At 61.5% G+C, this 12,615-nt stretch carries 12 protein-coding genes; 4 read left to right on the forward strand and 8 right to left on the reverse strand.

Features of this window, described 5'->3' with window-relative positions; translation table 11 throughout:
• The first annotated feature begins 520 nt into the window (after nt 1-520).
• A complete protein-coding gene (locus K3819_RS09705; RefSeq protein ID WP_085649026.1) occupies nt 521-880 on the forward strand; it encodes a DUF6124 family protein in 360 nt (119 codons plus the stop codon).
• Nucleotides 881-1,079: 199 nt separating this feature from the next.
• Here K3819_RS09705 and K3819_RS09710 read toward each other — a convergent pair whose 3' ends face one another.
• The 3 genes from K3819_RS09710 to inhA all read right to left on the reverse strand — a co-directional run bounded on the left by K3819_RS09710 (nt 1,080) and on the right by inhA (nt 4,392).
• The gene (locus tag K3819_RS09710) at nt 1,080-2,645 is read right to left on the reverse strand and encodes a PAS domain-containing methyl-accepting chemotaxis protein (RefSeq protein WP_064594745.1); all 1,566 of its coding nucleotides are present in this window, start codon (nt 2,643-2,645) and stop codon (nt 1,080-1,082) included.
• 102 nt (nt 2,646-2,747) lie between these two features.
• Nucleotides 2,748-3,539, reverse strand: a complete 792-nt coding sequence (locus tag K3819_RS09715; RefSeq protein ID WP_221399118.1) for a CPBP family intramembrane glutamic endopeptidase — start codon at nt 3,537-3,539, stop codon at nt 2,748-2,750.
• Between the two features lie 166 nt (nt 3,540-3,705).
• Nucleotides 3,706-4,392 carry an isonitrile hydratase gene (gene inhA / locus K3819_RS09720; protein ID WP_085612892.1) on the reverse strand — a complete coding sequence of 229 codons (687 nt, stop codon included), beginning with the start codon at nt 4,390-4,392 and terminating at the stop codon, nt 3,706-3,708.
• Nucleotides 4,393-4,479: 87 nt separating this feature from the next.
• On the opposite strand from inhA, the gene K3819_RS09725 reads away from it, so the two are divergent.
• Nucleotides 4,480-5,463, forward strand: a complete 984-nt coding sequence (locus K3819_RS09725; RefSeq protein ID WP_221399119.1) for a GlxA family transcriptional regulator — start codon at nt 4,480-4,482, stop codon at nt 5,461-5,463.
• On the opposite strand, the gene K3819_RS09730 is transcribed toward K3819_RS09725, so the two are convergent.
• The 5 genes from K3819_RS09730 to K3819_RS09750 form a co-directional block, all read right to left on the reverse strand.
• On the reverse strand, nt 5,432-6,331 hold the full coding sequence (locus tag K3819_RS09730; RefSeq protein WP_221399120.1) for an alpha/beta fold hydrolase: 900 nt from the start codon (nt 6,329-6,331) through the stop codon (nt 5,432-5,434). The two genes, K3819_RS09725 and K3819_RS09730, sit on opposite strands and share 32 nt — an antisense overlap.
• A gap of 12 nt (nt 6,332-6,343) precedes the next feature.
• Nucleotides 6,344-6,976: a BRCT domain-containing protein gene (locus K3819_RS09735; protein WP_085612886.1), complete on the reverse strand. Its 633-nt coding sequence runs from the start codon at nt 6,974-6,976 to the stop codon at nt 6,344-6,346.
• An 11-nt stretch (nt 6,977-6,987) separates the two neighbouring features.
• Nucleotides 6,988-7,377 (reverse strand): hypothetical protein, encoded by a 390-nt coding sequence (locus tag K3819_RS09740; RefSeq protein ID WP_221399121.1) that lies wholly within the window; start codon nt 7,375-7,377, stop codon nt 6,988-6,990.
• A 308-nt stretch (nt 7,378-7,685) separates the two neighbouring features.
• Nucleotides 7,686-9,515, reverse strand: coding sequence for a glycoside hydrolase family 15 protein (locus K3819_RS09745; RefSeq protein WP_221399122.1), 1,830 nt, complete (start codon nt 9,513-9,515; stop codon nt 7,686-7,688).
• On the reverse strand, nt 9,508-10,308 hold the full coding sequence (locus K3819_RS09750) for a glucose 1-dehydrogenase (RefSeq protein WP_085612881.1): 801 nt from the start codon (nt 10,306-10,308) through the stop codon (nt 9,508-9,510). The genes K3819_RS09745 and K3819_RS09750 overlap by 8 nt, the downstream gene beginning before the upstream one ends.
• Nucleotides 10,309-10,516: 208 nt before the next feature.
• Between K3819_RS09750 and K3819_RS09755 the strand changes: the two genes are divergently transcribed.
• Together K3819_RS09755 and K3819_RS09760 are read left to right on the forward strand one after the other, a co-directional pair.
• On the forward strand, nt 10,517-11,689 hold the full coding sequence (locus tag K3819_RS09755) for an MFS transporter (RefSeq protein ID WP_221399123.1): 1,173 nt from the start codon (nt 10,517-10,519) through the stop codon (nt 11,687-11,689).
• A gap of 78 nt (nt 11,690-11,767) precedes the next feature.
• On the forward strand, nt 11,768-12,502 hold the full coding sequence (locus tag K3819_RS09760) for a thioesterase II family protein (RefSeq protein ID WP_085612877.1): 735 nt from the start codon (nt 11,768-11,770) through the stop codon (nt 12,500-12,502).
• Nucleotides 12,503-12,615: the final 113 nt, after the last annotated feature.

The raw sequence follows: 12,615 nt of genomic DNA on the forward strand, positions 1-12,615 counted from the left end.
CAGCCTGCTGGCGATGGCGGCCTACGAGCCGACCAGTTTCCTGCAGACTGCATGCGATCCCTGTGGGAGCGAGCTTGGTCCGGGCGGCGATCCGACGAAAGCGGTCTGCCAGAGCACAGCAAAGGAACAGTCAAACATCCGGCTTTTTGGCGCATAAACGTAATTCTGCAAGCGCGTTTAAAGTACACGAACCGTTACGCCATAAGGGCTACGACTCCTTGCGTCGTTGCCTACGCGTACGCCAGAATCCGCCGGCTTACGCAGCTTGGAGAGGGCTATATCGTTTCCCTGTCACTCAAAAGTGACTGGGTTTGGTAGCCCGATTCGAGTTGTGGTTATTGCGACACCTTCAATGCTGTCTCTTTTCTGAGGTGCAGCTTTGTATGGTGGGCATGCGTGGGGCTCATTCGTGAGCGCCGGGTTTCCCAATTCGACCGGTCTACCAACCCGCGCATGGCCGCCACCCGCCGTTTGGTAGCGAGGGTGATGGCTCCCATTTTTTCGAATTGGAGTTTTATCCATGTTCAAAGCCACACCAAATCCACCAGTAACCGATCCAACCTCCAACGACCCCGAGCTCGAGTCCAAAAAGACAAAAGAAGCCGCCGATCGCGCACTCGACTATTACCTCGGCCCCGAAATCCCGAAGTACTTCCCGCCCAAGTCCCGCCCCATCTACATGGTCGATCCCACGCTCGATGACGAAACACTGCTTGTCGAAGCCAGTGAATCACTGTCGTCAGCCAACGCCATGGCCGGGAATATCGCCAACTCGGTAAAAGGCCCGGAACGCAAACCGCTGCTGGCGCTGCAACAGCTGATCATGTTGAACGAGCTGTTGGTGAATCGACTGCTGGATAGGCTGAAATTGCCTCAGTAATTCGCTCGCTGTTATGGCCTCTTCGCGGGCAAGCCCGCTCCCACAATGATGGTGGTGTTGCGAAATTTTGTGGCCAATGCGAAACCCTGTGGGAGTGGGCTTGCCCACGAAGAGGGCGGTGCTGGCGACATCCATTTCAGACAGGCAATAAAAAACCCGGAAGCTCTCGCTATCCGGGTTTTTCGTATCACCCATCCAATCAGCGGTTAAACCGCTCCACCAACGAGTATTGCGTGTTGGCAGTCTTGGTCAGCTCTTCACTCAACAACGCCGAGTTATGCGCCTGTTCCGAGGTCTGGTCCGCCAGTTCCGAGATGTTGCTGATGTTGCGGCTGATTTCTTCAGCCACTGCACTTTGCTCCTCGGTCGCGGCGGCGATCTGGGTGGTCATGTCGGTGATGTTGGCCACCGCTTCGCTGATGCCCACCAGGGCCTGGTCCGCTTCCAGAACCCGTGCCACACCTTCTTCCGCCTGGCGATGGCCGGCTTCCATGGTTTGTACGGCGCTGGACGCAGTCTGTTGCAACTTGGCGATCAGGGCGTGGATCTGGCCGGTGGATTCGCTGGTGCGTTGCGCCAGTTGGCGGACTTCGTCGGCGACTACGGCAAAACCACGGCCCATTTCACCGGCACGCGCGGCTTCAATCGCAGCGTTGAGCGCGAGCAGGTTGGTCTGGTCGGCGATGCCTTTGATCACGTCGACCACGCCGCCGATTTCGTCGCTGTCCTTGGCCAGTTGGGTGACGGTCAGGCCGGTTTCGCCGACGACGACCGACAGACGCTGGATGGCTTCGCGGGTTTCCCCGGCAATGTCGCGGCCGCGACCGGTCAGGCGATTGGCTTCCTGGGTGGCGTCGGCGGTGCGTTGGACGTGGCTCGCCACTTCTTGCGTGGTGGCGGCCATCTGGTTGACGGCGGTGGCGACCTGTTCGGTTTCCACGCGCTGACGTTCCAGACCGCTGGAGCTGTTGTGCGCCAGGGCGTCGGATTGCTTGGCCTGATCGGTCAGGTGTTCGGCGGTGTCCTGCAGACGGGTCAGGCAGGTTTTCAGGCGCGCTTCCTGGCTGAGGATCGACATTTCCAGACGCGCTTGGGCGCCACGGCTGTCGGTGTACATCTGTGCGATCAACGGGTCGGAGGTAGTCTGCTCGGCCAGACGCAGCAGGCGCTTGAGCCCGCGCTGTTGCCATTGCAGGCCCAGCAGGCCCAGCGGCACCGACAGACCGGCGGCGAGGGCGAAGCCCCACTGCGAGTTCAGGGTGGCGCCGATCATGAAGCTCAGCTGGCTGACCAGAATGAACGGCAGCCAGTCCTGCACAATCGGCAGCCATTTGTCGCTCGATGGAATCGCCGACTTGCCCTGGTTGATGCGTTGGTAGAGCGCTTCGGCACGGCGAATCTGTTCGGCGGTGGGTTTGACCCGCACCGACTCGTAACCGACCACCTGATTGCCATCGAACACCGGCGTTACATAGGCGTTCACCCAGTAATGATCACCGGTCTTGCAGCGATTCTTGACAATGCCCATCCATGGCAAGCCTTGTTTCAGTGTGCCCCACATGTGCGAAAACACCGCCGCCGGGACGTCGGGGTGACGGACCAGGTTGTGCGGCGCACGGATCAGTTCCTCACGCGAGAACCCGCTGATTTCGACGAAAGCGTCGTTGCAGTAAGTGATCACGCCTTTGGCGTCGGTTGTGGAAATCAACCGTTGCTGAGCCGGGAAAGTCCGTTCGCGTTGTGTAATGGGCTGGTTGTTACGCATGGTTTTTCAATCCGCAAGGCTTTGAAAGGTTGTCGGCGGTATCGGTCATTTATTGAAATTTTTTTTCATTTATAAGTACGGCGTCGCAAAACGGCTCTTGCTTCAACCCGCGAGCATCGGATAGGTGAACAGGCCGAAATGCAGCAGGTTCAGGCCAAAGTGCGTGGCGATCGCTGCACCGAGCCCGCCAGAACGGTAGGCCAGACCATAGCCGACACCCGCCAGACTCGCCAGCAACACCCATTGCCAGCCGGCGCCCACATGCACCAGGCCGAACAGCAGGGACGCCAGCAGCAGCGCGAGGTTTTCGCCGTAGGGCAGGTGTTGGAAACGCCGGCTCAGGCCGCCCTGGATATAACCGCGAAACAGAGCCTCTTCGACCAGCGTCACCAGCAGCAGATTGTTCAGCACCCAAAGCCACGCCTGATCCGGCCATTTCGGTGCCCAGGTGATCATGCCCAGCAATACCGCACCGCCCAGCGCCAGAATCACGCTCAACGTCAGTGCCAGCGCTGTCGCATACACCGTCAAGCGCAACGAGCGCCGCGCGACGATCCACGGGCAGACCAGCAGCAGCCAGAAACCAATCAGCGGTTTGTCGAGATTCAGGTACATCGAGAACGGCACAGCGTTGTCGGTGAAGCGCTGGGGCTCGATGGCCCGGCCGTTGTAGAAGCCCGGCAGCCAGTGCAGGGCCAGCGCCAGGGCCAGCACGATAAACAGGCCATGGCCGAGATAACGCCCGACCGGCACGGTTTGCTGGCGCACGGCGTAACCGGCGAAAACCAGCAGTGCAATGGAGATCAGCGCCAGCCAGCCGAGCTGGCCGAAACTCAGCGCCAATCCGTAACCAAGGCTGAGAAGCCCGAGATAGAGCCATGGCAGAGCGGTCATGGAAAGTCCTTGTGCACGATTTGTGGACAGGCTTTCTACACGGGTGGGGGCTACGGGACAAGTGAAGGTGTGACGGGATGTGGGGACAACGCGTGAATCCGAATTCATACACAAACCCAATGTGGGAGCAAGCCCGCTCCCACAGGGTTTTGTTTTTGGCTGGAGATCAGCGCAGATTGAGCTTCGCCGCGGCGCGCTCGGTGATTTCCCGGCGCAGTTTCAGCGACGGTGCTGCACGGTTGCGCGCCTCATCGACAACCGCACTCGGCGCCGTGTCCGGGCTGCCCGAATCAAACGGCGGCGCCGGCGCATATTCCAGCTGCAACTGCACCAGTTGCGCCGTATCGACACCGACCAGCTCTTGCGCCAGGGTCAGGGCAAAATCGATCCCCGCGGTGATGCCGCCCCCGGTAAACAGATTGCCGTCGCGCACCACCCGATCCTTCACCGGGATTGCGCCCAGTGTCGGCAGCAGATCGTGATAAGCCCAGTGCGTGGTCGCCCGTTTGCCCTGCAACAGGCCCGCCGCCCCGAGCACCAGCGAACCCGTACACACCGACGTCACGTACCGCGCCTGCGCCGCTTGCGCCTTGATAAAGGCCAGCGTCTGCTCATCCTCCATCAACGGCCCGACGCCTGCGCCGCCGGGTACGCAGATTACGTCCAGAGCCGGGCAATCCTCGAAGGTGGTGGTCGGTTTCAGCACCAGCCCGGTGCTGGCGGTGACCGGCACCAGATCCTTCCAGACCAGATGCACCTGCACGTCCGGCAACGACGCCAGCACATCGTACGGGCCGGTCAGGTCGAGTTGCTGCACCTGGGGAAACAACAGAAAACCGATCTGCAACGCCATGATTCTTCTCCGTGAAAAGGGTGGACGGCTTCACTGTAGGCGCGTAGGTTTTGGCGCATACGCCAATCAGCCCACGAATTACGCCAAATGCCGAAAACCATCCACGTCCTCGCGTTCGCCAATGTGCAATTGCTCGATGTCACCGGGCCGTTGCAGGTCTTCGCCTCGGCTAACGATATCGCCCGTCAGCAGGGTTTGCCTGCGCCATATGCGCCAACGGTGATTGCCAGCGGTGGCGGGGCGGTCAACTCTTCCGCCGGGTTGGCGATGCTGGCCGAGCCGCTGCCGAAACTGCCCAGCGATACGCTGATCATTGCCGGCGGCTGGGGCGTTTACGCCGCTGCCGAAGACGCCGGGTTGGTGAGTTGGGTGCGTGAATACGCCAACGGCTGCCGGCGCGTGGCTTCGGTCTGCACCGGCGCCTTTCTTCTGGCGGCCAGCGGCTGGCTCGACGGTCGCCGGGTCGTCACCCACTGGACCCGCTGCGAACAACTGGCGCAGCAACACCCGCAATTACAGGTCGAACCGAATCCGATCTTCATCAATGACGGCCCGGTCTGGACCTCGGCGGGCGTCACCGCCGGCATCGACCTGGCGCTGGCCATGGTCGAAGACGACCTCGGTCGCGACATGGCTCTGGACGTTGCCCGGCAACTGGTAGTCTTTCTCAAGCGCCCGGGCGGGCAGTCGCAATTCAGCGTGACGCTGTCGCTGCAAAAACAGGGCAACCGCTTCGATGATCTGCACGCGTGGATCGCCGAGCATCTGACCTGCGACTTGGGCATCCCGACCCTCGCCGAACAGGCCGGCATGAGCGAACGTAGCTTCGTGCGCCACTACCGCGCCGACACCGGCCAGACCCCGGCCCGAGCCATCGAACTGATCCGCGTCGAAACCGCCCGTCGTTTGTTGAGCGATACCGGGTTGCCGATCAAACGGGTCGCGGCGAATTGTGGATTTGGCAGTGAAGAGACATTGCGTCGCAGTTTTCTGCGGGCCATGGGTGTGACGCCGCAGGCGTATCGGGAGCGGTTTTCGGTCAGTGCTGCAGCAGATCCAGTAATGCCTTGAGCGTCTCGCCCGGCGCTTCCTCGGGAATGTTATGCCCGACACCCGCCAGCACCCGCCGCTCATAAGGCCCGGTGAAGTGATGGACGTCTTCATCCTCCGTCGGCGCCGGGCCAACGCCATCATCGGCACCGCACAGCGAAATCGTTGGCACGCCGATCGCCGGCTGTTTCTCCAGCGCCTGCTCCATCCCTTCCAGCGCCGGATCGCCCGGCGCATACATGAAGCGATGGCGATAAGAGTGAATCACCACCTCGACGAAATCCGGGTTGTCGAACGCCGGCGCGCTCAGCGGAAAACGCTCGGCGTTCCGCGCCCAGGTCGGTGACCACAATTGCCACAGCAACTCGCACAGTGCCCGACGATTCTGCGTCAGCCCTTCAACGCCACGGGGCGTGTGGAAGTAATACTGATACCAGAAGCGATGCTCGCTCTGCGGATCCAGCGGCTGGACCGAATTCGGAATGTCTTGCAGGTTGTAGCCGTCGCCCGTCACCAAACCGCGCACACGCTCGGGGTACAGCGCCGCCACAATGCACGCCGCCCGACCGCCCCAGTCGTAACCGCACAGCGTTGCTTGCTCGATCCCCAGCGCATCCATCAATTCCAGCAGATCCTGAGCCAGCGCCGCTTGCTGGCCGGAACGCAGCGTGTCCGGGTTGTTGAAACGGGTCGGGCCGTAACCGCGCAGGTACGGCACGATCACCCGGTAGCCCTTGGCAGCGAGGGGCGGGGCGATTTCGTCGTAGGCGCGGGGGGAGTAGGGAAAACCGTGGAGGAGGATGACCGGCGTGCCGTTTTCCGGGCCGTGATGCTCATAAGCGATGGTCAGGCTTTCAGTCTTGCAAAACTGCATCACGGCTTGGGTCATCTCTCTCTCCCGTTATCCGAATAACACCTTCTGCCAATGGTCTTCGCTGATGATGGCAATCGGCACGCCGCTGTCGCGAAGCTCAACTGCTTTCTTGATCTTGGTGCCATAGCTGCTGTGAAGCCATTGATCATTACCGATGCTGCCTACCACCAGATAATGAATCTTTTTGCTGACAGAACCACCGATCAATCCACCTCGCTCGACAATCAACGCCTCACAGTCCTTGCGGGGGCCGTAGGCCATGACACCGGTGAAGAGAAAGACACGATCAGCACAGCTCAATGCCGGAGCAGGGTTGTCCAGAGGCAGAGAGGTTGAGGCAACGAAGGGTTGCTGTGCGCCGACTGGAAGACCTGCGAACTGGTGAAGCATTTCCAGCAACTCGACCGACTCTTCTGCATCAAGAACGCCGTCACTCAGCATGTCGGCGAGACGCTTATAAAGGATGTTGACGACCGGATCATTCAGATGGATCAAGTGCGATTCGATCCAGTTCTTGAGAAATTCGGCTTCCTGCTGATTGATCTTGCCGTCTGCTGCAAGCCCGACGGCGATTCCAGTCAGCGCGTCGACGGAGCGACGGTCGATTCGGGCTTGATGAAAGAAACTGCTGTTCTGAAACTCCTGATGCAGATCGACCATTGCGCTTCTCCTTAAGCTTCGGCTTCCGCCACCTGATTGAGATACTTGCTCCGATCCGGGGTAAACGTCACCACCATTTTCGTCCGCGAGCAGGTCATGACCCGCTCGGCGCCCAGATCAATATCCAGATCTTCCCCACGCAATCCCTGCCATTGGGCGAGGTATTTCAGTGATCCGTACTTTTCATTCTTCTTCAGGCTGCGGCTCACGCCACCTTTCCAGCCCAGCACCGGTAATTCATCGGCGCTGCAGCGTTGAGCGAGGTCGGGGAAGCGGGTGGCGCGCTGGCGGCCGATTTCCCAGCATTTGATCAGGCCTTTGTCGGCGGCTTCCCACAGTTCGTCGCGCTTGAGGCCGGTGCGCAGTGGGGTATCGATCTGGCGGTGGATGCGTTGGCTCATTCTGGTTCCTTGAATCGGGTTTTTATTGGACAGCTCCGCTGTGCCCGTTGCGGTGGATGGTAGGGGGGGATGTAACAGCTGGCAACAAGGTATTTCGGGGTGTAAGTGCGAGTTGCGGGCCAAGCGTTACACGGGGTTGGCAGGTTGTTGTAGGTCGTGCCATCAACAAGTTGTATCGAAAGGAATCGATTGTGTGGGCAAGCCCTTGTAGTGAAAGGCTCAGGGGTGTTTGCCGTTCGTAGGTGGCCATCCTACAAACGGCGGTTGGAGTGGAGATCTTTCTTACAGGCTCTATCGAAAAAGGACGACTACGGCTGCCAGTAATTCTTCTCCCCACTCAACTTGCGATCGAGAAAACTCGCCGCGCTGATCAGCGCCAGATGCGTCAACGCCTGAGGCGTGTTGCCCAGATGCCGGCCGCGGTTGTCGAATTCCTCGGCGTACAACCCCAGCGGATTGGCGTAGCGCAGCAGTTGCTCGAATTCCAGGTGGGCCTTTTCCACTTGCCCGGCGCGGGCCAGGCATTCCACGTACCAGAACGAGCACGCGGCGAAGGCGCCTTCAGTGCCGGACAAACCGTCGATGCCGGCATCGTCGTTGCGGTAGCGGTAAACCATGCCGTCGCGCACCAGATGTTTCTCGATGGCTTCCAGCGTCGCCAGCCATTTCGGATCCTTGGCGCTGACGAAGCGCACCAACGGCATCAGCAACATCGAGCCATCCAGTGCGGTGCCGCCCTGGTATTGCACGAAATGTCCGCGCTCTTCGTTCCAGAAGTTGTCCCAGATGTCGGCATGGATCGCCTGACGGGTCTGGTCCCAGCGGGCGAACGGCGCCGGCAGCGAGCGTTTTGAGGCCAGGCGGATCGCCCGGTCCAGCGCCACCCAGCACATCAGTCGCGAGTGCAGGAAGTGATGTTGCTCACCGCGCATTTCCCAGATGCCTACGTCCTTGGTCTGCCAGGTCTCACAGACCTGATCGACCACTTCCATCACGTGTTGCCAGCCTTCGTGGGAAATCGCGTCGCCGTATTTGTTGACCAGATAAACGGCGTCCATCAGTTCGCCGAAGATATCCAGTTGAATCTGGTTGTACGCGCCATTGCCGATGCGCACCGGTTTCGCGCCGCCATGCCCGGCCAAATGCGTGAGTTCGGTTTCCGGCAGTTCCTGGCGGCCGTCGATGGCGTAGAGGATGTTCAGCTTCATCGATGACTGGCCGCAGCAGTCGCTGACCCGCCCGCGCAGCCAGCGCATGTAGGCGTTGGCTTCGTCGACAAACCCCAGGCGCATGAAGGCGTAGACGGTGAACGAGGCGTCGCGGATCCAGGTGTAGCGATAGTCCCAGTTGCGTTCGCCGCCGGGTGTTTCCGGCAGACCGAAGGTGGCGGCAGCGAGGATTGCGCCGTGCTGGCGCGAGGTCAGCAGCTTCAGGGCCAGGGCCGAGCGATTGACCATTTCCCGCCAGCGACCGCGATAGTTGGACTGGCCGATCCAGTCGCGCCAGAACTTCAGCGTGCGTTCGATGCACAGCTGCGCGGCGCCTTCGGCAAAGCGCGGATCGTCGCTGGCGCCGAGCATGAACGCCGCCGTCTGATCCTGCTTGAGGGTGAATTGCGCAGCCGCCGCATTGTTATCGACGTTCAGGGCTTGATCCGAGGCCAGCCGCAGTGTCGGCTGCCCGCTGGCGCTGAACAGCACATCCTGTTTATCGATGACGGTGCGGGTCTCAGCGCGGGCGTAGTCATGCCGCACTGCGCAGCGCAGGTGAAACGTCGCCTGCCCGCTGACCACCCGCACCCGGCGCATCAACAGCGGCAAGGCATCGTCGTTGTCGCCGATGGGCAGCAGATCGGTGATTTCCACCACGGCGTGGTCGCTGAGCCAGCGGGTTTGCAGGACGTTGGTGTCCGGCAGGTAGATCTGCTCGCGCCGGGCATCGGGCAGGTCCGGGGCGAGTTGGAAAATCCCCGCGTCGGGCGTGTCCAGCAGCGAGCAGAAGATCGACGGGCTGTCGAACTCCGGCCAGCAGAAGAAATCCACGCTGCCCTTGTCATTGACCAGCGCGGCGCTGCGCAGGTCGCCAATGATGCCGTGGGCGTCGATGGGGCTTTGTCGTTCGGATTGATGCTCAGCCATTGCCACGGAACTCCGGATAGAGGCTCATGCCGCCGTCGATGAACAGGGTGGTGCCGACGATGTAGTCGGAGGCATCGGAGGCGAGAAACACCACCGCGTTGGCCACGTCCTCGACATCGCCGATGCGTCCGTAGGGGATGAGTTTGAGCAGGTCCTGCTCGGCGTCGCCTTCGGTGGCGTCTTTATTGATGGCCGTGCGAATCGCCCCCGGCGCGATGCCGTTGATGCGGATGCGCTGGTGGCTGACTTCCTGGGCCAGGGTCTGCATCAACTGATCGACGCCGCCCTTGGACGCTGCGTAATTGACGTGCCCGGCCCAGGGAATGCGCTGGTGCACCGAACTCATGTGGATGATCTTGCCGGCAGCCCGGGAGACGCCTTCGCGCACGCCCTGGCGATTGAAGATCCGCAGTGCGGCGCGGGCGCAGAGGAACTGGCCGGTGAGATTGACGCCGATCACCGCGTTCCAGTCGGCCAGCGACAGATCCACCGCCGCCGCGTCTTTTTGCAGGCCGGAATTGGCCACCAGAATGTCCAGTGTGCCGAAGGCGTCGAGGGTCTGCTGGAACAGCCGCTCAACGTCTTCCTCCTTCGAAACGTCGGCGCCAATGGCGATGGCCTGGCCACCGTCGGCGACGATCTGCCGGGCCAGCGCTTCGGCGGGCTCGGCCTGACGGTTGTAGTTGATGACCACGGCAGCACCGGCGTCGGCCAGGGCTTTGGCGGCACCGTGGCCGATGCCGGAACTGGCGCCGGTGACAAGAGCCACTTGGCGGGCGAGGGAAATCTGCATGCAGGGTCGCGCCTTGGGTTGAGGGCTTACTTAGCTGACTGATGGGCGGCGGCGAGAGTTCATCCGCGTACATGAAATCATCGACAGCTTTATGCTGCAGCGATTGGCCCTGCACGCCACAGGGACTTCACACTCCACCAACAATTGCGCGCTTCCCCGGCTGTCAGGCTTTGTGGCAACTTGGCCGCCCCTGATGAGGCTGCATCCGATGGCAAACCCTTACCGCGAACTGTTCAACGCCCCCGGCGCCCGGGCTTTTGTGATGGCGGCGATGATCGCGCGCATGCCGATTTCCATGACCGGTATCGGTGTGATCACCATGCTCTCGCAATTGACCGGCGGCTACGCACTGGCGGGTGGGGTGGCGGCGACGTTTGCGCTGGCCACGGCGTTTTGTGCGCCGCAGGTGTCACGGCTGGTGGACCGCTTCGGTCAGGGGAGGGTGCTGCCGGTGGCGGCGCTGATCGGCGGAGGCGCGTTGTTGATGTTGCTGTTGTGCACCCGTTTGCAGGCACCGACCTGGACCCTGTTTGTCTGCGCCGCACTGGCCGGTTGCATGCCGAGCATGTCGGCGATGGCGCGGGCGCGCTGGACCGAAATCTATCGCGGCCAGCCGCAATTGCAGACCGCTTATGCGTTGGAGTCGGTGCTCGACGAAGTCTGCTTTATCGTCGGCCCGCCGCTGTCGGTAGGCTTGTGCGTCGGTGTGTTTCCCGAGGCCGGACCGTTGGCGGCGTTGTTGATGCTGGCCATCGGCGTCACGGCGTTCGTCGCCCAGCGCAGCACCGAGCCGCCGGTGCATCCGCACGAATCCCAGCATCAGGGTTCGATCATTCGTTCAACCGACGTGCAATGGCTGCTGGCGTTGATGCTTGCCATGGGCGTGATCGTCGGCGTGGTGGATGTGGTCAGCGTCGCGTTCGCCCAGCAGCAGGGGCAGCCGGCGGCGGCCAGCATCGTGCTCTCGGTGTATGCCATCGGTTCCTGTCTGGCCGGTATCGCCTTCGGTGCGATGCGCTCGAAACTGCCGTTGCCCAGGTTGTTTCTGTATGGCGGGATCGCGACGGCGGTGACCACTTTGCCGTTGTTGCTGGCGAACAACATTTTCGGGTTGGCTGTCGCGGTGTTCATCGCCGGGCTGTTCTTCTCGCCGACCCTGATCGTGGCGATGGCGTTGATCGAGCGCATCGTGCCGCCGGCCAAACTCACCGAAGGCCTGACCTGGCTGGTGACCGGTTTGAGCATCGGTGTGGCCATCGGCGCCGCCGGTTCCGGCGCACTGGTGGATGCGTTCGGTGCGCGCAGCGGCTTCTGGCTGGCGATTGCCGCCGGGGCGGTGGTGCTGGGCTCGGCGGTGCAGAGTTTCCGCCACTTGAAATGACTGGATAGACGCGCGCGGGCTAATTTCTGCAGGGCCGCCTTCGTTCTTTTATACAGACAACTTTTCGAGGTAAGCCGGGTGACTCAGCTGACATTGCTGTGCCTTCCTTATTCGGGCGCCAGTGCCATGGTCTACAGCCGCTGGCGCCGCAAATTGCCGCAGTGGCTGACGCTGCAGCCGGTAGAGCTACCGGGTCGCGGCGCACGTTTTGGCGAAGCGCTGCAAACCGACATGCGGGCGCTGGCCCGTCAGTTGGCCAGCGAACTGCAAACGACCCTGCGTGCGCCTTATGCCATTTTCGGCCACAGCCTTGGCGCGCTGCTGGCCTGCGAACTGGCCCATGCCTTGCGCGCTCTGGGGTTGCCGGAGCCGGTTGCGCTGTTCGCCTCCGGCACGGCGGCGCCGACGCTGCGCAGTGAATATGACCGCGGCTTTGCCGAACCGAAAAGCGATGCCGAACTGATCGAGCAGTTACGCACCTTGAATGGCACCAGCGAGGAAATTCTCGCCAATGCCGAATTGATGAGCCTGACCCTGCCGGTGCTGCGTGCCGACTTTCTGTTGTGCGGACGTTTTCAGCCGATCCAGCGTCCGCTGCTCAAATGCCCGGTGCATGTGCTGGGTGGTACGACCGACCGCGCGACCACCGAGCAATTGATCGGCTGGAGCAAGGAAACCCTCGGCAGTTTCTCCGTGGACATGCTTGCTGGCGGTCATTTCTTCATCCATGAACACGAGGCCAAGGTGCTGAAGGTCATCAAGGATCAGCTCGACGTACACCATCGCCGGCACTCAATACCCGCCATTGCCTGAACAACGGGAAACCCTGTGTGAGCGAGCTGATCGCGCCCACAGGGTTTCCTGTCCGTCTGAAAATTCCCGCCTGCTTCCCTCCTGATAGTTCTTCTCATTCGCTAATTTTTCCG

This window comes from Pseudomonas sp. 3-2 (assembly GCF_019710535.1).
GTDB classification, from domain to species: Bacteria; Pseudomonadota; Gammaproteobacteria; order Pseudomonadales; family Pseudomonadaceae; genus Aquipseudomonas; species Aquipseudomonas pharyngis.

Excerpts from the sequence above, each read along its gene's own strand:
- K3819_RS09705 (WP_085649026.1), top strand. The coding sequence starts at position 521 with ATGTTCAAAGCCACACCAAATCCACCAGTAACCGATCCAACCTCCAAC.
- K3819_RS09710 (WP_064594745.1), bottom strand. The coding sequence starts at position 2,645 with ATGCGTAACAACCAGCCCATTACACAACGCGAACGGACTTTCCCGGCT.
- K3819_RS09715 (WP_221399118.1), bottom strand. The coding sequence starts at position 3,539 with ATGACCGCTCTGCCATGGCTCTATCTCGGGCTTCTCAGCCTTGGTTAC.
- inhA (WP_085612892.1), bottom strand. The coding sequence starts at position 4,392 with ATGGCGTTGCAGATCGGTTTTCTGTTGTTTCCCCAGGTGCAGCAACTC.
- K3819_RS09725 (WP_221399119.1), top strand. The coding sequence starts at position 4,480 with ATGCCGAAAACCATCCACGTCCTCGCGTTCGCCAATGTGCAATTGCTC.
- K3819_RS09730 (WP_221399120.1), bottom strand. The coding sequence starts at position 6,331 with ATGACCCAAGCCGTGATGCAGTTTTGCAAGACTGAAAGCCTGACCATC.
- K3819_RS09735 (WP_085612886.1), bottom strand. The coding sequence starts at position 6,976 with ATGGTCGATCTGCATCAGGAGTTTCAGAACAGCAGTTTCTTTCATCAA.
- K3819_RS09740 (WP_221399121.1), bottom strand. The coding sequence starts at position 7,377 with ATGAGCCAACGCATCCACCGCCAGATCGATACCCCACTGCGCACCGGC.
- K3819_RS09745 (WP_221399122.1), bottom strand. The coding sequence starts at position 9,515 with ATGGCTGAGCATCAATCCGAACGACAAAGCCCCATCGACGCCCACGGC.
- K3819_RS09750 (WP_085612881.1), bottom strand. The coding sequence starts at position 10,308 with ATGCAGATTTCCCTCGCCCGCCAAGTGGCTCTTGTCACCGGCGCCAGT.
- K3819_RS09755 (WP_221399123.1), top strand. The coding sequence starts at position 10,517 with ATGGCAAACCCTTACCGCGAACTGTTCAACGCCCCCGGCGCCCGGGCT.